The following is a 22064-nucleotide window of genomic DNA, read 5'->3' on the forward strand; positions in this document are numbered from 1 at the left end:
TTTGGATATTACCCACAGTTCTCAAATACCTGAAGATGAGAAACTGACAGCCGGATAAAACCTGTTGCAAAACAACTTCAGCCTCGCTTATTCCGAGGCTGAATAGTTAGACACTTGTCTCGTCAATGCCCAAATTCACCATCTACTATCCCTATTTGATATGAGCCATTACGACGTTGTTATTGTGGGCGGCGGCCCCGCTGGTACCACTGCTGGGACTCTGCTCAAGAAATACAATCCCAATCTGAGCGTGCTCATACTAGAAAAAGAAAAATTCCCTCGCGATCACGTTGGAGAAAGCCAATTACCTCAAATTAGCGATGTGCTTCAAGAAATGGGATGCTGGGATAAAGTAGAAGCAGCCGACTTCCCGATTAAGATTGGTGGAATCTATCGCTGGGGAACAGATCCGCAGCCTTGGGATTTTAATTTTATCAAGCCTGAACAGTTTAAAGATGAACAGCGGCCTGCTAAATTTGAGGGACAGAGACGGCAAACTGCTTTCCAGGTCGATCGAGCAAAATATGACGAAATTTTGCTGCGGCACGCGGAAGAAATGGGATGCTTGGTAAGAGAAGAAACTGCGGTTGTTAAAGTAGATACAGAGGGCGATCGGATTACGGCTTTGCACGTGCGATCGCAAGAACAAATAACCGCCCGCTACTACATCGACGCATCCGGTCACATTGGCGTGCTGCGGCGAGCTTTGGGCGTCAAGACACACAGCCCGACGCGACTGCAAAATATAGCTATCTGGGACTATTGGACAAACGCTGAATGGTCAGATAAAATTGGCGTTGGCGGCACCCGGATACAGGTAATGAGTTTGAGTCACGGGTGGCTTTGGTTCATTCCCTTGGGCCCAACTCGCACCAGTATCGGCTTCGTTTGCCCTGCGGAACATTATAAGTCACTGAAAAAGCGACCAGAGGATATCTATACCGAAGCCCTCAATAGCGAACCTCGCATCAACAAGTTAATCGCTAATGCTACCAGTACGGGAAAGATAGAAACTACAAAAGATTGGTCATTTTTGGCTGATAAAACAGTAGGAGAAAATTGGTTTTTGGTAGGTGAAACTGCTGGTTTTGCTGACCCGATTTTATCGGCGGGCATGACTTTAGCTCATACCGGTGCCCGTGAATTGGCTTACACGATTTTGGAATTAGAGCAAAAGCAGCAGAAATACGACGGCAACTGGCTTAAATCTCAATACGACCACAATCAACGGAGCCGAGTTGAACAGCATATTCGCTTCGCCGATTATTGGTACGCTGCTAACGGTCAATTCACTGATTTACAAGAACATTCAAGGGAAATTGCGCGGGATGCTGGTTTGAATTTAAGCCCGGAAAAAGCTTTCCGGTGGTTAGCTCAAGGTGGATTTACGAATGATATTTTGGGTCAAGCGGTGATTGCAGGATTTGATTTGGGTTGTATGAAACAGGTGATGCAGCGCTTTTCAAAGGAGGAGGTTCCTTGGCTACTTTCGGCGTACAATGTGTTTCAGTTAGACCTAGTGGAGGCTGATGTTGAATTTGTAGCTGTTTATAATGCTGGTGAAATTAACAGGATCAAGTGTTATGTTAAGAACGGTCAGCGGTTGCCTGTTACCGGTTTTTATGGTTTGCTGATTGACATTTTGAGCCGCACTCAGTACATTGAACAAATTTATCGGCAGCTTGTACTGGTGTTTGGGGAGCGTTTTTCTGTGCAACACGCTCGAGTAGCTCTTCATCAAGCCCTTGGTTGTTTGGAGGTGATGGTGAGTTCTGGTATTGTCAAGGCGATATTAAACCCGGAGTTGTCTAAGTTGAATATTTCCATACCTATGGAAGGTGAGTTAATTCACACTCACAGCGATGCGAATTAAGGCCCTAAGTAATTGAGAAATATTGAGTGAGGAGACGGCAATGCCGTTTCCTTACTACAAAATATCGATCGCACTGGCAATGGATGTAACCATCGCCGGATTAATTAATCAACAATATCGATATCGATGTGAAAATGCTAAAAGTCTGAAGCTGGAAACTTCCAGCTTCAGACTTTTACTAACTCCCCGGGTAGGATTTGAACCTACGACCAATCGGTTAACAGCCGACCGCTCTGCCACTGAGCTACCGAGGATTGGTAGTGCGTGTTACCCACATTTACTAACAATAGCTGAACTTACTGGATTTGGCAAGGCCTTTGATAAACTTTTTTTTTGTCGTACAGCAAGCGGGTTTCAGCAGCTAATGCAGTCCCATTCTCAACTTGGCGAGGCGCTGCTGGGATTCTGGATCGAGGGAACTGGCCAGAAAGCGACTGGAATTGTGTTTGCGAGATTTGTGCCGGCGCTCGCTGCGGCGGGCTGTGGATTCTACGTCAGCAGCTAGTTGTTCGGCGGACATCCATTCAGCGCCGTAGCCGACTACTGTCAATTGCTGCGCTCGGTCTGAGGTGGCGACAATCATGCGGCCTTTGCCTTTGACCGAGCGCAACTCGTAGCGCAAACTAGCACAAGATTTTTCAATATAAGTATCTGCTGTCTGACCGAAGTCAGTGTAGTACACCGATAAATTTTTAGTAATAATTTCTTTAACGCTGGGAGTATCTCGATAGTGGGCATCAAACACCAGTCTGGCCTCAAAATCTTGAACGGCGCTGTAGTTAACTAAAACCTCTATTAACTCGCGGCGAGCTGTTTCGAGTTCGTCGCGATCGCGCTTCTCTCGGAGGCGAGGCCAAAGTCCAATGATGTTATAGCCGTCTACAAGTAAAACTGCTTGCGATACATAGGGTGACATGGTTCAAGGCTGAAGAGATCCAGCACGTATAGGACATTATTTGCATTGTTCATCAAAGCTTTTGTTGCATTTTATTACAAATTGATGTCTAGTATCAAGTAGGGTGGAGTACGGGCATGGGACATCGGACAATTTTAGATTTTAGATTTTGGATCGATCGGTACTTTTAATCGAAAATAGGCTTTGCGTTAATCGGATGGGAGCATTGCAGCAAAAAATTTACCCCCTAAATCCCGTAGCAAAGCAGGGATTTGGGGGGTAAATGCTGTACGGCGGACGATCTATCTAACAACCGATAAATTTTCGGGCTTATTCGACAGATTCCAGCGATACGGGCGATCGTGCAACTGTCGGCAGGGATATTTTCTCAACAGCAGGAGTGCAACCCAGCCACTGCACCGACAACTCCGCAAACTGCTGCGGGGGGCCGCTCACGCAAAAACGAGTCGGCAGCGCAGTACCAGCATTCCGCAGCCCCAAAAGCTCCAATTCTCTGGCAGCAGCAGCCACCACCCGCACCGCAGGATCGATCGATGTCACCCCAGCAGGCAAAAGCGAGCGCAGCACAGGAGCCAACAGCGGATAATGAGTGCAGCCGTAAATCAGCGTATCGATGCGCTGCTGAATCAAAGGAGCCAAATATTCCCGAGCCACCTCAGAAGTATAAGGATCGTGAATCCGGTTTTGCTCCACCAGCGGCACAAAAGCCGGACAGCTAACCTGCCAAACCCGACAAGAATCGTCCATTTCCAAAATCGCATTTCGATAGGCATTGCTAGCAGCCGTAGCAGGAGTTGCGATGACTCCGATCCGCTTGCCTTGCTGCACCGCAGCCTGCGCCCCCGGCAGAATTACTCCCAGCACCGGAATATCAAATTCAGCCTGCACCATCTCCATCGCCAAAGCAGAACTGGTGTTGCAGGCCATAATCACCATTTTCACATCCTGTTCCACCAACCACGCCATAATTTCGCGGACAAACTCCACAATTTCCGACGCCGCGCGAGTGCCGTAAGGAAGCCTCGCCGTATCTCCAAAATAAAGTATCGATTCGTTGGGCAATTGTCGGTACAACTGGGTCAAAACAGTCAAACCGCCCACGCCGCTGTCAAAAATACCGATTCTTTGTTGTCCAGAGTCTGTTGTCATTTGTTAATAATTAGTTGTCAGTTGGCAGTTGGCAGTTGTCATTTGTCTGTTGTCATTGGTTAATCGTTTGCTGTGGCTAATAACAAATAACCAATAACATTAATCAACAGTCAACAGTCAACCGTCAACAGTCAACCGTCAACTGCCCACTGCCCATTATCTTTGTTGAAGATAATACAAAATGCCGCGAGCGATCGAAGCCGCCATTTGACTGCGGTAAGCTGGGTCAGAAAGCCTAGCAGCATCCTCAGCACCCGTGACAAAACCCACCTCCACCAAAACAGAAGGCATAGAAGTCTTTCTCAAAACATAAAATCTCGCCTGCCGCACCCGGCGGTCAGTCGCCCCCGTCCCCTGCAAAACACTGCTGTGAATCACCCGGGCCAAATCTTCCCCGTTATCGAAATAATAAGTCTCAATCCCGCTAATATCCGGCCGGCTCATATTAATGGAATTAGCGTGAATGCTGACAAACAAAGTAGCATTCACCCGTTCCGCCAAAGAAACTCTCGGTTCCAGGTCGATTTCGCTGTCGTCAGTCCGAGTCATCACCGCCTGCACCCCCTGCTGTTCCAGCAGCCTCGCCACCTGAAACGAGATATCCAAAACAATCTCCTTCTCCTGAATGCCTTGAATCCCCACTGCCCCCGGATCGCGGCCACCGTGACCCGGATCGATCGCTACCACGGCGCGGCGGTTAGAAACTTGGGGCAAATCGCCGGTTCCGACACTGCTTCTCGGCAAAGGTTGCAGGCTGGGAGTGCGAGTCACAGGCGGCTGCGCGCTAGCATTCGACGATCGCAACTGCAAAGAGAGCAACTGCGGGCTAGGTCTCGTCACCCTGCCTACCTGTACCCCCGATCGCGGCTGCACCCAAATCACCACAGTCTCCGCGTCTTCTTGGCTAGCAGTAAACGATACAGGACTGTTGGCATCGAGCTGAGGAATTTGCCCCGCCAGAGAACTAGAAGCGATCCTGATCCAGTAAGCTCTCGACGCCTGGTCCCACCCGCTGGTATAGGAGACTTGGCGGTCAGTTCTCACCACCAGTTGCGTGCCGTTACTAGCTAAATCAATTGACTGAACTCTCGCTAAATTTCCTTGAGCTTGTCTCGCCGGAGGATCTACAGTCAAGCGGCGGGAAACCGAGGGCTGTCTTACGCTTCCAGGCAATAGCACAACCCCGCCCAAATTGCTCACAGACGCCCGCCACTCAGTATTAGAACTCTTCATCCGCAAAGTCACGCGGGTAACGGGCGGGTCTGTTGGCAGTTGCCGGACTTCAATCTTGTCAACCCCGTGCTTGCCGTTCGTTTGAGGCTGTTGGCTGCTCAGGCCCGGAGCTAAAGTAGCTCCTTCAATATCGAGGGTGGCGATGTCCCCAGCCCGACTTTGTTGAAAATTAATTTGGGGGCTGCCGCCCGCAGTGCGGACTAAAAAACCGTCCGCCGTCACCTGAACGTTCTGAACTACAGTCGCCTCGGCAGACTGGGTTTGGGGTGCTGAAGGTTCAACCGATAACCTTTCTCCCCCAGGTTCTGAAATCGGATTTTGAGTTTCGCCCCGCACTGGCGCCGGCAAATCCACTGTCCACTCGCTCGGAGAAATCCCCCGGAATTTTACTTGCTGGGGGTCTAGAGTAAACCCGTCTCTGATCTCAACCACAATTCTGGTTGTATCGTTGTCAAACTGCCCTACCCGTACCGATTCGATCGCCCCTGAGAGCGGTTTGCTGACCGAGGGACTGCCCAGACTCGTCCCCGGCAAGTCAATTACCAACCGCGTCGGGTTGAAAATTAGTTGAGCCTTGGGTTGCACTCCCCCCTCTGTTTTAATGTAGAGCCGGTTCTCTGAAGCATTAAACCGCCAGGATTGCAGTCTAGCTGCTTCGGCGGCTCCGGCGAGCAAAAATACACTTAAGAAACTCGGTAGTAGCCAGTGGAATTTCACGACAGTTTTTTCCTCGTTTGCGTTACTGCCAAAAGCTGGAAGGGCGCTGCTTGCCCGATCGGCTTTCAGCAGTTAGCCGCCAGCCGACCGGGGGCTTGGGGCCGTCAGTTGTTGGCTAAATTGACTTTTTTATGCGTTAACAGGCTCCAAAATGCCAGATTCTGGCATTTTTGAACTTGCCCGTATACTTGGGGGCGATCGGTTATAAGGTGACTGAAAGATTGCTGGTACAAGGGAAGGTATTTATTTTTAGGAACAAGAAACAAGGTGTCTTTTGAAGCTAGAAGGTAGAATTTTACGGCTCTTCAAGGGAGAGGTTTCATAGCTCTTTAATATTGGCGAAACTGGTTGTGGCAAGGCTGATAATCCGGTTTACATTTGCGTTTTGTTCTAACTTTTCATCAACCACCCCAACAACTTAACAACCTACCTCGGGAACAATCCGGAGTTCCCAGATTGAGGTGACTTTTGAAGGCAGCTAAATGTTACTCCCAGATCGACTGGCATATGCTTTTGGGCAAGCCTTGTTGCTGAGAGCTTGACAGTTAAATACAACTACATAGAGCCCCTTCTTTCTTTTTTTGTTGAAATTTTCTAGTCAGGAATTGTCGGTGCGGCTTGAAACTTAGTTGGAGGTTCGCGACCGCGCCCGCCAATGTGACACGATGATAGCTAGTCCATGCTGTCAGCAGTAACCGGAGAGTGTTCTGTGTTACTTTGGCGGGCAATGCTTTGTCATTAACACTCTTTTTGAGTGCACGATCGACAGCCAGAGCATTGGTTGGTTGACGGAAAAAGTTTTGACTGTAGATATAGTTATTGCAGTTGTAAAGACTTTTGAACAATAGAAGCAATCGATCGGCTTCTGGATAAAACCTGTGATTTGGTTTGATGACCTGCCTTTCGACTAACTGCATAACTTGTATGTGTACTACCAGTTAGAGAAGATACACTATCTTAGCGATTGTGTCAATCTCTGACTTTCTGAAAAAACCTACCATAGAATTAGATAAATGACCTCACCGAAAAATGGAGACTTGCTTTCCCACAGCAGTCGGCCAGAGCGAAAAAGTTGTTTGCGTTAGTTCAAGCCCCCCGATCTGCCCTAAAGTCAATCTCAAATCTCAACACTCAAATCGACTGACTTTCAAGTGAGGGAAGTTTTGTAATACCATACCACCGGGTGCGATCGAGTTCTAGGAACTTTATTTTTGAGCGGGATCGATACCTGCAAGTTATTTTTTGCCATTACCAACGCACCGCCCTGTGTCTAATCAACAGCACTGCAATTTGCTCTTATTGCCCGCAGGTGCAAAATTTCCGCTCATCCAGTTCAAAATTGCTTGATTTACTTGTTCCGGGCATTCATCCTGGGGACAGTGGCCCGCATTGTCTAATTCAACTAGCTCTACATAATTGGGATTGCATTCGACAAATTGGTGGGGTCGGGCGAACCGAGGGGGAATCATCCGGGTTGAGTCGAGGGGGGATATTGTTCCCCGCCCCTCTCTGTTAGGTCTGGGCGTGCGAGTTTCCCCGCACCCAGCTCCCGATGTTCTTGGCTTTCGCCTTTGCTCATGTGGATATAGTCGTGGCAGCTTTCGTGAACCGCTAGAAGGTTGTTTATTTTCCAATTACTGTGGCAACCATCTACGTGATGCAGATGTACCTTTTCATCGCCTAGCATTTTTAAGCCACATTTTCCACATTTATGGTTTTGCCGTTTTAAGGCTTTAGAGGTTCCACCGTCGTAGAGTTTGCTGTTACGTTCGCTCCAGTAGGTGATATCTCCGTCGTAAGGCGATTTCTCCCCTTTGACATTGACAAATTTGCTTTCGGAGTAAGGAACCGCCGGGAATGCTTTTTCTATCAATTTCTCGACAGTGTAGCGATTCTGTTTTGCTTCCTTGTTGAATACCTTGAAGGCTCTTTTTTCGGTGAACCACAGCGATAACCGTGACCCATCCAATTTACAGTAGCGATGGTAATTTCTCCAACCTCTAACTACAGGGGCTAATTTCTCAGCTTTGACTGTAGAACCATAATTCGAGTTGTTAACGATGTGTTTTACCTTCTGGCGGAACGCTTTAAAATTGTCCGCTGATGGAACGCATCTAAATTTCCCGTTGTTTTGCACTTTGAAGTGCCAACCGAGGAAGTCAAACCCATCTGTCGTAGCTGTTAGCTTAGTTTTCTTTTCACTAACCTTCATACCTCGTTCTGCCAGAAATTCGCTGACTTTATCAAGTATTGCCTCCGCATTATCTTTAGGTTTCAGAATTATTACCATGTCGTCCGCATAGCGAACTGATTGATGTATTTCCTCAATCCCATTGAGAGCGATATTGGCGAGTAATGGACTTACCACGCCCCCTTGCGGGGTTCCTTGTTCGGGAAACTCTGGATTGACTCCTGATTTTAGACAGCGGAATATTCCGGTCTTGATGCCTCTTGGGGCAATCAGTCGTTCCATGATGCTGTTGTGGCTTATCCTGTCGAAGCATTTTTCGATATCGAGTTCGATAACCCGTTTCTCTATTCCGTTGCAGTAAGAGCGTAGATTGTTGAACATAATTTTTTGTGCGTCGTGTGCCGACCTTCCTGTTCTAAATCCATAACTCGTAGCGTGAAAAGTTGCTTCGTGTGCTGGCTCTAGCGCGTATTTTGCGAGGCATTGCCACGCTCTATCGGCGATAGTCGGTATCTTAAGGAGGCGGGTACTCCCATCCTTTTTTGGGATTGGTATTGAACGTAACTTCTGATGTTTCCAGTTGTTACTTTTGGCTCTGAGTTCTTCACTCAGGGCAAACCTTTCCTCAAATGTGAGTGAGGCTTTTTTATCGATTCCCGCAGTCTTTTTGCCAGCGTTTAGTTGAGTTACTTGACGTATCGCCAACATTCTTGCAGCCCGAGATTTCAGAATTAGCTTTTGAAGGGACTTCGCTTTCGGCTTGTCTCCAACCTGAATCGCTTTAAACACTCGTTTTTGTAGGCGAAATAAGTCCCTTCGGAATTTCTTCCAAGGTAACGTCTTCCAAGATTCACTAACATCGCTGCTGTGTCTAATCATGCTCTGTTCTAACTTATGTTTTCTGAACACCTCAGACCAATTACGGTCTGTCCTACCCGGACTAAGGGGATTCCGCTGCTCGTCTAGCCTACTTGGGGTTCGACTTCCCCTTGACCCTCAGTCCGTTTTTATTCGTTCCCTCGGTTAGATTGTTTTGTTCCGTTAGGTGGAACCACTTCAACCATTGGATTCCTTAGACTCATACCGTTGCTCAAAACAAGCTCGGCAGGAATAAACTCCAATGAAGTCGGGTTTTGGTATTGTGTCCCGCTTGGCAATAGGTTGCTTTCTTAGGTTCTGTTTTCACCGTAGGAACTCCCCGTTAGCGCCAGTGTCACCCCACAATGGATGTCTGATTGCGCCCTGTTCCTAGCTTCACTCTCCAGAAACCGAGTCTGGTCAGTGTAGGCAGATAGGGAGTCACACCTGAGTCTGGTGGGCGGGATTTTCACCCGCATCAGACCGAGAGTTCAACCTTCTTTTTTGGAGTTGGTTGGTAATGTTATGTACGGATTTGAACCGTGATTCACATTACAACGAATCGCACGTCTTGTTTGCCCCAAATTAACAGCATCGGGATTGTTAAATTTCGCATCACAGTCTTGACACTAGGGCCAAATTGTGAACTGCCTACAGCCTTAAATAAAGCGCAGAAGGCGCGGGCCGCTCCCCGATCGCCTGCGGGCCCTGCTAGAATTTCAACTAATTCGTCGGTAACAGCTTCGGGGTTGGAGTAGGCAAAGCCAACCCAACGGCGGACAAAGGAAGGCTTGCGGGCAAAATAAAACAGAGGCCTGAGTAAGAGCGGGGAAACAAACAAACTTTCTACAGCTTCGATCGCCGGGAGCAGCCATCCGGGCACCGCCTCGGCTCGCACAGAGGGATCTGGGAGGCTAATCATCACCGTGCCGGCCACCATGTCCGGGTGAGCAGCAGCGGCGGCGAGACAAATCAGCGAGCCGATCGAGTTTCCTGCCAAGACTACCGGCTCTCTGATAAAAGTCAGCCAAAAATCATAAACTTGATCGACCCACAAAGACACAGAGTAGTTGACCGGAGCTTTTTGGGAAGCGCCAAACCCCAACAAATCCAAGGCGTAAACCGTGTGGTTTTCGGCGAGTTGGGCGAGATTTTGCCGCCAGTGACCGATCGAAGCTCCAAAGCCGTGCAGTAAAATAATCGGCGTTCCCGATGCGGCAGGGGCAATTGCCTCGGCCGTAGAATCTTGAAATTCGATCGCGCCTTGATTTCGTGCCCCATCCGGCCGCAAATAACTGTAGCGAGTTTGCCAACCGCGCCACACCCAGTCTCGTTGAGTTCCCACCCGTTGGTGCCACAGCAGAGAATTTGTCAATTTTGCCTCAGCTCGCAACATAAATTTACACTTGCTTATACCTATTCTACAAGGTAAATCAGGCGACTTGCGGGACTTGCCAGACAGGGATCTATGGGGTAAAAAAAGCCGTTTTACCTCATCCTTAACGCTTTACCCTGAATTTTTGACCGTTTTGTCATCGGTCGGGCAACGGGGCGGGCGATCGTGTGTGAAGTTAAAATAAAACTACGCAGAAACTCAGCCAAACTGAGTAGAATAGCAAGTATTGTAAGACTTAATTTACGATCGTCCAAATATTCCCCAACGAGGAAGCTGAGGGGAGAGAGGGCGCGGTAGTACGTCCAGTAAGGGTAACACCTTACAAAACAGTTCGACGATCGGACAAGTGAAATATTGGCCGATCGAACCTGTAACTATCAAGAAGCTTCACTATTAAACTACTGCTTGTAAAACCATTCATGCCTGTGATTGAAAGAAGACAAAATCGCAATCTACCCCAGATCAACGAAAACATTCGATACCCCAAAATCCGGGTGATCGATACCGACGGCGCGCAACTAGGGATATTGACGCCCTCAGAAGCTCTGCGCCTGGCAGAGGAAAAAGAACTGGATCTCGTACTTGTCAGCGACAAAGCTGACCCGCCCGTATGTCGGGTAATGGACTACGGGAAGTACAAATTCGAGCAGGAAAAGAAAGCGCGAGAAGCAAAGCGGAAGCAGCACACTGCCGACGTGAAGGAAGTGAAGATGCGCTACAAAATTGAAGAACACGACTACCAAGTGCGCCTCAAACTGGCAGACCGCTTTATCAAATCTGGGGACAAAGTAAAAGCCACGATCATGTTCAGAGGTCGGGAAATCCAACACAGCAACCTAGCAGAGGACTTGCTCAAGCGCATGGCCACAGATTTGCAGGAAATAGCAGAAGTGCAGCAAGCCCCGAAAAAAGAAGGACGCAGTATGATGATGCTGCTGTCGCCCAAGAAAGTATAAATACATAGTCATTAGTCATCAGTCATCAGTCATCAGTCATAGACTGGTGACGGTGGACTAATCACCCCGCCCAAAAACGGATACAAGTTTCCGACTCCTGTCGTGGAGGGCAAAAAATTTTAGACCCAAGTTCGCTCTCCCAGATTCGTCTGTGGAGTAAATCTCAAATCTAAAATCTCAAATCTCAAATCGATTGACTGGCGATCGCTCGCCCGGATGCCGGAGATCGGTGACACGCTACCACAAATCGGGATATCAACGCACGAGAAGCATGGAAAATTTTCAAATCAGTGCTTGGGCGGGAGCAGGACAAAAAGTGCTGCGCTCGCTCAACCTGCGATCGGAAGAAGTAGAGCGAACCGTACTGATGTTCCTCGTCTACACTCTAACCTCCGTCGGGCTGATCTGGCTGGAACTCAGCACGGTAGGTCTGTTCTTAGACGAGTACGGTGCCGACAAAATGCCTTTTATCTATATAGCCAGCGCATTTATCGGTTCGGGTCTGGGCTTTGTCTACTCGTGGCTGCAAAAAATCCTGCCGCTGAGGCGCACCGTCGTAGTGGTTCTGGCAATGATGTCGGTACCGCTATTTTTGTTTCGATTCGGCATCGGCTACGAAAATACTAAGATAGCTGGCATCAGCATCGCTTTTATTACTATTTTTTTGATGTGGCTGTGGGTGGAAGCTTGCTATGTCCTCAACGACCTCAACACTTCGATCACATCCAACCAACTGTTTAACATTAGAGAAATCAAGCGCACCTATCCTCTAGTCAGCAGCGGCTATCTAGTAGCTGGAGTAGTCAGCGGGTTTTCTCTGCCTGTTTTGCTGCACGTAGTCGGACTAAAAAACGTTACCCTCATATCGGGGTTAATGGTGGCGACAGGCTCGGTTTTACTCTACTACCTAACGGAAAAATACCGCCAAGCATTCCCGGAAACGGCTCACTGGACGGATGACGACGAAGACGACCAAGAAGAATTTACCGCCCGCAAAGTTACAGGCCCCCTCCAAAAATACGCCGTACCTCTAGTCAGTTTCTTCGTCCTCGCAGAAGTCCTCTACGTCCTGGTAGATTTCCAATTCTACAGCCAGCTAGAATACCAAAACCCGGGAGACGGAGCTAGCTGGATCGCTAGCTTCCTGGGCATTTACGAAGGCATACAAGGCCTGTTTCAAGTGGCGACTCAGTGGTTCGCTTCGAGCCGGTTGGTGGAAAGAATCGGTGTATTCGTGACGGCGGTGATTTTGCCGGCGGGTATCGCGATACTCGGGGTGCTGACCATAGGAGCATCCCTGGGCCAGCTAGTATCTGTGTTCATCGGGCTGATATTGCTGAGATTTTTAGACGAACTGCTGCACTACACGCTGTTGGAAACCGTTAGCCCGGTTTTATTTCAACCGATTCCAGACAATATTCGATCGGGCATTCAAACTCTGGTCAACGGTGTAGGCGAACCTTTGTCCTGCGGAGCTACAGGGGTCGGCATCCTGATTATGCTGTGGGTGACAGACAAGATACTCCCCCACCAAGACCAAAAGGCATTTCACGACCAGCAAAGTTTGGTATTTATTGGCGCGATCGTAGTGTTGGCGCTGGTGTGGGTGTTTGTGGTCTGGCTGATCCGCTCTCAATACGTGGGTTTGTTGGTCAAAAGTGCGGAGCGGGGGCGCTTGGGCGTCACAGACGTTGACCTCAAAGCTCTCAAGCGCGCAGTCGTGGAAACTCTAGAACAGCCGGGGGGCGAAGATGAAAAGCGCTCTTGCATCGAACTCCTGACGCAAATTGACCCCAAAAATGTCGGAGAAGTTCTGGCTCCCCTCCTCGATTCGCTGTCTCCAGTTTTGCAGCGCCAGAGCTTGGAAACGATGCTGCAACACCCGAACCCCGCATATTTAGAAGCTGTTCGCTCACTCTCGCAGCAATCTTTGCCGCCGGAGGTGCTGGCCTTGGCTTTGCGCTACATCTGGCTGACGGAACCTGAACCGAATATCGACAGCTTGCGGCCTTACTTGCAGCCGACGGTCGATCCGGTGGTGCGGGGTACGGCTGCTGCTTTAATTATGAGAAGGGGCGATCGCCAGCAAAAGGCAGAGGCTACTAATACGCTGCGACAAATGCTGACGCACAAGCAAGAGCGGGAACGTGTTATGGGGACGCGGGCTCTGGGAGAAGCTGATTATTTGCAAGGACTGCGGCTGCACATCCCCAATCTGTTGCAAGATGAATCTCTGCGAGTTCGCTGCGCTCTGTTAGACGTGATTTCGTCTACTCATTCGGAAGAATATTATCCTTCGCTGCTGCGCGGACTCGGTTACAAATCGACTAGGGAAGCGGCTTTGCAGGCTATAGTCAAACTTCACAACGACGCCATTCCTTTGCTCGTGTATTTGGCTGAGGACATCCACAAGTCGGATTTGGTCAGGTTGCAAGCTTGGACGGCTCTGGGTCAAATTGGAACTGTGGAGGCGATCGACATTTTGGTCAGCAATTTGATGACGGCTTGGGGAACTACCAGGCGCAATATCCTCCGCATCCTGTTGAAAATGCCTTCGGAAGCGGGGATAGAAGGGGTTCTAGACCGCATCGGCCGCAGCGGCTTGGAAACTCTCATGGAACAGGAGCTCATGTTTATCGGTCAAATTTATGCAGGTTTGGTAGATTTGTCTGGGGTTACAACCTACGGCAATTTATCCGATCGGGATGCCAACAGCACCGGGGCACCTGGGAACGATACGGCTCAATTGTTGCAGCGGGCTCTGGCGGGGTTAGAAGCTGATGCTAAGGAGCGGTGTTTTTTGCTGATGAAGTTTCTTTATCCGCTGGACACTGTACAAGCCGCTGCTTTCAACATCGCTTCCGGCCAACCTTCTTTGGTTGCTAGGGGATTGGAAATTCTCGACAATACTGTGGATATAGCTAGGAAGCGATCGCTGATCAATTTGTTGGATCAGCACTCGGAAAGAGAAAAATTGAGCAATCTCTCCGAATTGATGGTTTACAAACCTCTAACCCCTAGCGATCGTTTGCGCCGCTTGCTAGAATTGCGCCACTTCCTTTCAGATTGGGCCTTGGCTTGCTGCTTTCACTTGGCAAGGGAAGCGCGCTGGAGCCTTACTGCTCAACAAACTCTCGTCTGTCTGCAGCACCCGACGGGTTTTGTCCGCGAAGCAGTGTTAGCCTATTTAAAAATAGCATCGCCGCGGGCTTTGGTCGAATTGTTGCCCAGGCTGCAAAATGACCCCGATAATTTGGTATCAGCTCAAGTTGAAGAGATGATGGCAGAGTTGGGTGCTGGGGGGAAAAGGTAAAGAAAGAAGGAAGAAGGAAGAAGGAAGAAGGAAGAGGGAAAAGGAAGAAGGAACAAAAATAAACTATCCGCAATGCCCAATGCCCAATGCCCAATGCCCAATGCCCAATGCCTCTTCCTTTGTTTAAGTTTAAATTAATCACTGCATCGCATTATGTTAACCAGCGTCGAACGCCTATTGTTTGTCAGGGAGGTTCCGATTTTTAAGGAACTGCGGGATGATTTTCTCGTGCGTCTAGCATCGGTAATGGATGAACTTTCGTTTCCTTCCAAGCACAGGATTTTTACGGAAGGACAGGAAGGTCGATCGCTCTATATTTTGGTATCGGGAACGGTGCGGGTTCATATAGGCGATCGGGATTTGGCACAGTTGAAAGCGGGGGCTTGTTTCGGAGAAATGTCGCTGTTTGATGCTGAACCTCGATCGGCTTCTATTTCTACTCTGGAACAATCAGAGTGTTTGATGCTGACTCAAATGCAGCTATATGATGCGATCGATGAAACGCCGGGAATTGCTGTCAATATTATTCGCTTGCTGTCGCGCCGGATTCGCGAGTTGAATCAAAAGTTGAATGCGAAAGAGGCAATGATGCCGCCTACAGATACTGTGAGAGTTGCTGAAATTAGATGAAATTTCGGAATTGGGAATTGGGAATTGGGCATTGGGCATTGGGAATTGGGCATTGGGAATTGGGCATTGGGCATGGCGGATAGTTTATTTTTCTTCCTTCTTCCTTCTTCCTTCTTCCTTCTTCCTTCTGTTATAAAACAATTAAAAACCCGATTTCTTCAAGCAGAAATCGGGTTGTTGAAATCGATGCTGAAGCGCGATTTGCTGTCTAAACTATTCGGAAAATAAAAGGGTAGCGGTAAGGTGTGTTAGGTTCTTGCAAAACGTGGAGGATAGCCATTATTGTCAGTCCCCAATGCAGCAGATAACCTAGGGGCACTAGGATAAAGCCGGCAAGACCGAAAGTGACGACAGTTAACACCACAATCACGGTGCTGTACAGCCATACATTAAGGTGAAAATTGATCGCTTCTGTGGCGTTTTCTTTGACCACTGGGTCGTCTGATACTAACAATACAGCGATCGGCGCTCCGATCGAGAACACTAACGTGCTGAAAAAAATAGCCCCGTGGCACACCAGTGATAGCAGCTTCCGCTTGTCGGAGTCGTACATATTAGTTTTCTTTCCTTGACTTTAGTGATAATTTTACCTTTAATACCAACTGTAGCACAGGCTATAATGGCGATCGGGTGATGATTCCCCTACCTAATTTGTGATGACAACAGAACTCGAAACTGAACTGCTAACTGCTGTTGAGCGCCGGCGCAACTTTGCTATTATTTCGCACCCCGACGCGGGTAAAACTACTTTGACAGAAAAGCTGCTGCTTTACGGAGGTGCAATTCACGAAGCAGGTTCTGTGAAAGCGCGGCGAGCTCAGCGACACGCTACATCTGACTGGATGGCGATGGAACAGCAGCGGGGAATTTCTATTACTTCTACTGTTTTGCAGTTTGAATATCAAAATTATCACATTAATCTGCTCGATACTCCGGGACACCAAGATTTTAGCGAAGATACTTATCGCACTCTGGCGGCGGCTGACAATGCGGTGATGCTGGAGGATGCTGCTAAGGGTTTGGAACCGCAAACTCGGAAGTTATTTGAAGTTTGTAAGCTGCGAAGTTTGCCTATTTTTACTTTCTTTAATAAGCTCGATCGCCCTAGCAGAGAACCTTTGGATTTGTTGGACGAAATTGAGAAGGAATTGGGGTTGCAGACTTATCCGGTAAATTGGCCGATAGGTACGGGCGATCGCTTTAAAGGTGTTTTCGATCGCAGAGGGCGCAAAATTCACTTATTCGAGCGGACTAAACACGGTTCTCGCGCTGCTGTTGATACTGTCATCGAATTGGGCGATCCGCGCATTGAAGATTTGTTGGAACAAGACCTTTACTATCAGCTCAAAGAAGAATTGGAACTGCTGGATGAGTTGGGAACTGAACTCGATTTAGATTTAGTTCGGGCTGGCAAAATGACGCCTGTTTTCTTTGGCAGCGCGATGAGCAATTTTGGGGTAGAACTGTTTTTAAATGCGTTTTTAGATTACGCTATGAAGCCGATCGCCCGCAAGAGCAGCGCCGGAGACTTGCCGCCAACTTATGAAGATTTTACGGGGTTTGTGTTTAAATTGCAAGCGAATATGGACCCGAGACACCGCGATCGGGTGGCGTTTATTCGGGTTTGTACGGGCAAGTTTGAAAAGGACATGAACGTGACTCACGCTCGCAGCGGTAAAACGGTGCGTTTGTCAAGGCCTCAAAAGTTATTTGCTCAGGATCGGGAGTCGATCGAGGTTGCGTACCCGGGCGACGTGATCGGTTTGAACAATCCGGGGGTTTTTGCGATCGGCGATACTATTTACACCGGCCAAAAACTCGAATATGAAGGGATTCCCTGTTTTTCTCCTGAACTTTTTGCTTTTTTGAGAAATCCCAATCCTTCTAAGTTTAAGCAGTTCCGCAAGGGCGTTTCGGAGTTGCAGGAAGAAGGCGCAGTGCAAATTATGTACTCGGTTGATGAGTCGAAACGCGAGCCAATTTTGGCGGCTGTCGGGCAACTGCAATTTGAAGTTGTGCAGTTCAGAATGCAGTCGGAATATAATGTGGAAACGACGATCGATATGTTGCCTTACAGTGTAGCTCGTTGGGTTGACGGCGGTTGGGATGCGCTGGCAAAAGTTGGACGGCTGTTTAATACGGTGACGGTGAAAGATAGTTGGGGCCGACCTGTTTTGCTGTTTAGAAATGAGTGGAATTGCCAGCAGGTGGAAGGGGAGCACCCTGTTTTGAAGTTAAATGCGATCGCCCCTGTGGTTTCGGGTTTGGCTGTTAGCGAGGAGTGAGGAAAATAATTAGTTTGTAGGGAAACGGCACTGCCGTGTCCTCCCAAAAATCGGGATTGTTATTAACAAATAACCGTGATTGCCACAGCCAGGACACAACAGTGTTGTGTCCCTACAAATGATATTTATTGTAGGATTTGTAGGGAAAAGGCACTGCCGTGTCCTCCCAAAAATCGGGATTGTTATTAACAAAAAACCGTGATGACCACAGCCAAAGGACACAACAGTGTTGTGTCCCTACAAATGATATTTATTGTAGGATTTGTAGAGAAACGACACTGCCCTGTGCTGAATCCCGCGTGCTTAATCGAGTAAGGTGTGTCAGATCCCAAACCCTCGATAATCGCCCTATAACTTCGTCTGACGCACCCTACAATTTGATTGAGGAGGAAGAATGATGCACTACGCAGAAGTATGTTTGTATCTACGAGGAATGGCATTTAACCTCTGTCTCCATAAATGCTCTCTCGGCTAATAGCTTCATCTGAAAGAATCGGGAGATTTAGGGTACGATGACTGTCAACCCATTCCTGAAATGTTATTGACCATTCTGTTGGGTAGCTGTTTGGTAAAAGGGAGCTTGTTGAGGTTCTATTAGCCGTTCGATCGTCGCATCTAGTAATTGTTTAATCTGAGCCGGCGTGCGGCTGGTGATTTTTGCTAAAACCTGAGTAATAAGCTGTCGCGCATTTAAATTGCACATACTCGGCGGGCGTCCCGCCCAACCTACTCCCCACTCATTGTTTGATTGTTTTTTGACAGACAATTTAAATGCCGCAACAGCTTACTTCTTTCTATTCTTGGATCTCTCAAGATTTCAAAATGATTTAAAAAACTGGCGTTCAAAAAGTTCGTCGTCTTCGATAAAACTGTTGGTTTTCGTTGGGAAGTTAAAGTTGAAGTAAAACCTTTCGCCATCGATCGCACCTATGAACTACGCGCTTGATTTAGCTCAACATTCCATTTTACCATGTTTTGGATAACATTTAAGATGCGTTTACCCTGGATGTAATACTTGCTACTGTGCTTGATTTAGTCAATCCTCACCACTTCAAAAACTGGTTGACAAGTTGCTGCTACTGTACTTCACAAACCTGGAATATGCTGTATCTCATGTTTCAGAAATTAAGAACTTCCTAACCGTGAGGGCGGCTGCTATAGCAATCCTCGCATCAGCCGCAAAATCGAGCGAGACCAGAATCCTTGCAGTGCGAGCCAGAAAGCTCGCGTATAATGCAAGCAAATCATTTAATGCAAGCAAATCATTTAGGATTGCTATATACCTTTAAGTGATATAATATCGAACAATTTGTATAAAAGCTTAAAAATACTCTGCTAAATGCTGAGACTTATTACCGACTTTGACGGCCCGATTATGGACGTGTCCGATCGCTACTACCGAGTTTACCAGCAGTGTCTCGCCGAGACTCAGCGTTCGGGCCAACCAGTACGCGAACTTCCCAAAGCCGAGTTTTGGGACATGAAGCGCGCGCGGGTTCCCGAAACCGAAATTGGCATCCTCTCAGGATTAGACGCAGCCCAAGCCCGCGAATTTGCCCAGAAACGGCGTCAAACCGTCCATACCCTACCCTACATGATTTACGATCGACCAGTTCCCAGCGCCGTGGAAACCCTCGAAAAGGTGCAGCGCGCTGGAGTAGACTTAGCGGTGATGACCATGCGCCGCGTCAGGGAACTAGACGAAGCCTTCAACCGCTGCAATTTAGGGAAATTTTTCCCTGAAAACCGTCGCTATTGCCTCCCCAACGATTACGTTAAAACCGGGGATATCAAAGATAAGCCTCTGCTGATGGCAAAAGCTCTCGCCGAATTGCCGTCGGCTTCTGACATTTGGATGGTGGGTGATACGGAGGCAGATATTATAGCAGCAAAAACGCACGGTGTCAAGGTAATTGGTGTTTTGTGCGGAATTCGCGATCGCACCCAACTAGAAATGCACCAACCGGATTTAATTGCCAACAATTTGAGTGAAGCAGTTGAGATTATTTTAGATAGTCAGTTGTCAGTTGTCAGTTGACAGTTGACAGTTGACAGTTGGCAGTTGGCAGTTGGCAGTTGGCAGTGGTTAATTATTGTTATTGGTTGGTTCGTAAGTTTTAGGTGTTAGTAGTTAGTTGATTGTTACCAATTACTAATTACCAATTAACAATTACCAATAACTAATGACAGTTGATGGTTGACGAATGATTGATGACTGTTGACAACTGACAACTGACAACTGCCAACTGTCAACTGTCAACTGACTATCGCAGAAAACCGCTGACCAGCCACAGAATTAAAAACGTAAACAAAGCGATAAATTTCTCAGTTGTTATAAATGCCGGACTGACCAAAGAACCCAACAAGCCTCCCAGCACCAAGCCTATAACCAAGCCAGCCACAGTCAGCAGCACGGCCCGACCAAATTTTTGTTCCTTGCGATTAACAAAATAAAGACAACAGCCGACCCCAAGAGCCAGAGTTAACTGCAGTAAAGAATCATTAGCCGCCGGATAAATACTCAGTCCGCCCAACCCCGCATAAACCCCAGCAGGCCACAAAATGTCCGATCGACTAGGAGTATCGATTAGCCGCTGCAACCAAGCTGGGCTGCCACTAGGAGGAGACGGAGTAAAGCTTGCGGGTGCGGGAGTCAGCCGCTCAGGAAAGCGGATGCGTTCGGGCACTTTAATTTTACCTTCCTGTCGCTGCCGGAGGCGATCCATGAGGATCGCGTCATAAGCTGCTTCGATCGATTCCAAACGTTTCTTGTCACCGCTGTAATGCTCAGCTAGGCGCGTGCGGGCCTCTTGCACTTCATCAAAGGAAGCATCTTCATCGACTTCAAGCAGTTGATAGGGAGTTGGCTCACTCATTGTAATAACCCGCTGAAGACTCTCGTTATAGAGCAATCTTAACAAGAGAGGAAAGCGGGGCGGGGGCTCTGCCGCTTTCCCAAAAGTTTTGGTGCTAGTTTTTAGTGCTTTAAAACAGGAACCAGCAAACCTTAGGAAGGTAGAAGCTACAAGGCATTCGGCATTCGGAAATAAAAAATAATGAATCCAAAGATTTTTATTTTTATCTTGGCCGTCTAAAATTTTATCTTCTGCCAAATGCCTTCAGAAGGGACTTGTCCTGCAGGCGCTCACAATTCCCGACCACTGGACTTTTTTAAGTCGATCGCGGCGGTAGGAAAAAAAGCGAGCCGAGTCAGAATAAGTACAAAAAGGAGCGATCGCCACTTGAGAAAGATCGATTCCCAACTGCTGCAATTGCAGAGCATTGCAGAGGCGAACATCCAAGCGTACCTTTCCCGGCTCTGGATCGGCCGAGACAGGCGTTTCCGGCAGTTGGTGCAAAAACTCTAGAATGCCGTCGGCTGTAGCACTAACGGCACTCTTAGGAGCAATAGTGGCTCCCAGTTCCGCTGCTACTTCCACAGATACCTGGTAAACCTTTCCAGCGATCGCCGGCCCCATAGCAATTTTCAGATTTTCTAGTTGACTGCCTTGTGCCACAAGTTGAGCGATCGCCTCTGGTAATATCTTAGCAGCAGTCCCGCGCCAACCCGCGTGAACTGCCGCAACCAGTCCCGTGCGATCGTCAGCAATCAGCACAGGCACGCAGTCGGCAGAGCAAACCCACAGCGCCTCCAATTCTCGATCGGCAACCAAGCCATCAGCCTCAGCATAGCTTGGGGCAGCGCTTTCCGGGGCCGGAGCCACAACCGGGGGCAAATCAGTGGTTTTGAGTACCGCATTTCCGTGTACCTGCTGGAGTCGGTAAACCTTCGCTGCGGGTTCGAGAACTTTCGTCAGCTCGATCGGCCCCTGGGGCGAGAAATCGCGAGTAAAAAAGCCGTGAGACCAGCGAGAAAGCAAGCTGCAAGTCAGATAGGGAAAGCCTTCAGAACTCTGCCAGTCCCAACTGATACCGTCAGGCCCTCCGGCGCACTCAGAGTCAGGAAAATTTGTCAAGCGATCGCCAGCTACAGTCATGAAACCTATCCTTACCCAAGCGAATCATTTAGCTTGTATTCTAAACAATCAACAATTTTGTCCGCGAAGTTTAAAGGCAGCGGCAGCTTTCAGGAAAAAATCGCGATGACCACGAATTTCAAAGGTGGTACCCGCCACGCGATTTATCCGTGGAATCAATCCAAAATCGAAAATCCTCAAGCCCCCGCATTTATCCGTGGGGTCGCCTCTAAAATCTAAAATCTAAAATCGATTGACTCGGCGGTTTGAGGACGATCGACTGCGCCGCAATTTTGCATGACCCGAGAAATACAGGCAACAAATTAACATAGACGAACGCCAAAGCGCTATCATCATTGTGGCCGTCACAGGATGCTAGGCAAGTGCAATCGGGATCGAAAACACCCGGATATCGATCGCGACTGAATGCGAAGGCATTCGAGCTTGTTCTATGTGCAAAACAAAAATTGCCTCAAGCCCGGTAAAATCAGTTAGGCCTGTATACAAAGACAAGGATTGCCATACATTCGATCCTGACTTCGAGATCCTTGCGCCCCCTGTTGAGTTGGG

At 48.4% G+C, this 22064-nt stretch carries 17 protein-coding genes and 1 tRNA gene; 7 read left to right on the plus strand and 11 right to left on the minus strand.

The genetic code is table 11. From position 1 onward, the window contains the following. Nucleotides 1-160 precede the first annotated feature (160 nt). Nucleotides 161-1873 carry an NAD(P)/FAD-dependent oxidoreductase gene (locus tag QUA56_RS08420; protein ID WP_333355751.1) on the plus strand — a complete coding sequence of 571 codons (1713 nt, stop codon included), beginning with the start codon at nt 161-163 and terminating at the stop codon, nt 1871-1873. Between the two features lie 182 nt (nt 1874-2055). On the opposite strand, the gene QUA56_RS08425 is transcribed toward QUA56_RS08420, so the two are convergent. The 7 genes from QUA56_RS08425 to QUA56_RS08455 all read right to left on the minus strand — a co-directional run bounded on the left by QUA56_RS08425 (nt 2056) and on the right by QUA56_RS08455 (nt 10333). Beyond that, nucleotides 2056-2127, minus strand: a tRNA-Asn gene (locus tag QUA56_RS08425). Between the two features lie 107 nt (nt 2128-2234). Then, nucleotides 2235-2789, minus strand: coding sequence for an NYN domain-containing protein (locus QUA56_RS08430; protein WP_333355754.1), 555 nt, complete (start codon nt 2787-2789; stop codon nt 2235-2237). A 309-nt stretch (nt 2790-3098) separates the two neighbouring features. Beyond that, nucleotides 3099-3938: a glutamate racemase gene (gene murI / locus QUA56_RS08435; RefSeq protein ID WP_333355757.1), complete on the minus strand. Its 840-nt coding sequence runs from the start codon at nt 3936-3938 to the stop codon at nt 3099-3101. Nucleotides 3939-4094: 156 nt separating this feature from the next. Beyond that, nucleotides 4095-5888: an N-acetylmuramoyl-L-alanine amidase gene (locus QUA56_RS08440; protein ID WP_333355760.1), complete on the minus strand. Its 1794-nt coding sequence runs from the start codon at nt 5886-5888 to the stop codon at nt 4095-4097. 1274 nt (nt 5889-7162) lie between these two features. Then, nucleotides 7163-7357, minus strand: coding sequence for a hypothetical protein (locus tag QUA56_RS08445; RefSeq protein WP_333355761.1), 195 nt, complete (start codon nt 7355-7357; stop codon nt 7163-7165). Continuing rightward, nucleotides 7354-8958, minus strand: a complete 1605-nt coding sequence (locus tag QUA56_RS08450; protein ID WP_333355764.1) for a reverse transcriptase domain-containing protein — start codon at nt 8956-8958, stop codon at nt 7354-7356. Before QUA56_RS08450 ends, QUA56_RS08445 begins: the two co-directional genes overlap by 4 nt. Before the next feature lie 526 nt (nt 8959-9484). Next, nucleotides 9485-10333 carry an alpha/beta fold hydrolase gene (locus QUA56_RS08455; protein ID WP_333355767.1) on the minus strand — a complete coding sequence of 283 codons (849 nt, stop codon included), beginning with the start codon at nt 10331-10333 and terminating at the stop codon, nt 9485-9487. 419 nt (nt 10334-10752) lie between these two features. Here QUA56_RS08455 and infC point away from each other — a divergent pair, with 419 nt between their 5' ends. From infC to QUA56_RS08470, 3 genes are all read left to right on the plus strand, one after another. Continuing rightward, on the plus strand, nt 10753-11289 hold the full coding sequence (infC, locus tag QUA56_RS08460) for a translation initiation factor IF-3 (protein ID WP_236508115.1): 537 nt from the start codon (nt 10753-10755) through the stop codon (nt 11287-11289). Between the two features lie 271 nt (nt 11290-11560). Continuing rightward, complete coding sequence (locus tag QUA56_RS08465; RefSeq protein ID WP_333355894.1) at nt 11561-14602, plus strand: HEAT repeat domain-containing protein; 3042 nt, start codon at nt 11561-11563, stop codon at nt 14600-14602. A gap of 153 nt (nt 14603-14755) precedes the next feature. Continuing rightward, nucleotides 14756-15232 carry a Crp/Fnr family transcriptional regulator gene (locus QUA56_RS08470; protein ID WP_333355773.1) on the plus strand — a complete coding sequence of 159 codons (477 nt, stop codon included), beginning with the start codon at nt 14756-14758 and terminating at the stop codon, nt 15230-15232. Nucleotides 15233-15440: 208 nt separating this feature from the next. Here QUA56_RS08470 and QUA56_RS08475 read toward each other — a convergent pair whose 3' ends face one another. Then, nucleotides 15441-15785 carry a DUF4870 domain-containing protein gene (locus QUA56_RS08475; protein ID WP_333355776.1) on the minus strand — a complete coding sequence of 115 codons (345 nt, stop codon included), beginning with the start codon at nt 15783-15785 and terminating at the stop codon, nt 15441-15443. Between the two features lie 103 nt (nt 15786-15888). Between QUA56_RS08475 and prfC the strand changes: the two genes are divergently transcribed. After that, nucleotides 15889-17517, plus strand: coding sequence for a peptide chain release factor 3 (gene prfC / locus QUA56_RS08480; protein ID WP_333355777.1), 1629 nt, complete (start codon nt 15889-15891; stop codon nt 17515-17517). 538 nt (nt 17518-18055) lie between these two features. Here prfC and QUA56_RS08485 read toward each other — a convergent pair. Next, complete coding sequence (locus QUA56_RS08485; protein ID WP_333355780.1) at nt 18056-18283, minus strand: hypothetical protein; 228 nt, start codon at nt 18281-18283, stop codon at nt 18056-18058. Nucleotides 18284-18856: 573 nt separating this feature from the next. Between QUA56_RS08485 and QUA56_RS08490 the strand changes: the two genes are divergently transcribed. Beyond that, complete coding sequence (locus QUA56_RS08490) at nt 18857-19555, plus strand: HAD family hydrolase (protein ID WP_333355782.1); 699 nt, start codon at nt 18857-18859, stop codon at nt 19553-19555. A 226-nt stretch (nt 19556-19781) separates the two neighbouring features. Here QUA56_RS08490 and QUA56_RS08495 read toward each other — a convergent pair whose 3' ends face one another. Together QUA56_RS08495 and pgeF are read right to left on the minus strand one after the other, a co-directional pair. After that, nucleotides 19782-20393, minus strand: a complete 612-nt coding sequence (locus QUA56_RS08495) for a CPP1-like family protein (RefSeq protein WP_333334335.1) — start codon at nt 20391-20393, stop codon at nt 19782-19784. Nucleotides 20394-20636: 243 nt separating this feature from the next. Beyond that, nucleotides 20637-21515 (minus strand): peptidoglycan editing factor PgeF, encoded by an 879-nt coding sequence (gene pgeF / locus QUA56_RS08500; protein ID WP_333355786.1) that lies wholly within the window; start codon nt 21513-21515, stop codon nt 20637-20639. A gap of 57 nt (nt 21516-21572) precedes the next feature. Here pgeF and QUA56_RS08505 point away from each other — a divergent pair, with 57 nt between their 5' ends. Further along, nucleotides 21573-21734 carry a hypothetical protein gene (locus QUA56_RS08505; protein WP_333355789.1) on the plus strand — a complete coding sequence of 54 codons (162 nt, stop codon included), beginning with the start codon at nt 21573-21575 and terminating at the stop codon, nt 21732-21734. Nucleotides 21735-22064 lie beyond the last annotated feature (330 nt).

Source organism: Microcoleus sp. N3A4, from assembly GCF_036701805.1.
In the GTDB taxonomy this organism is placed as follows: Bacteria; Cyanobacteriota; Cyanobacteriia; order Cyanobacteriales; family Microcoleaceae; genus Microcoleus.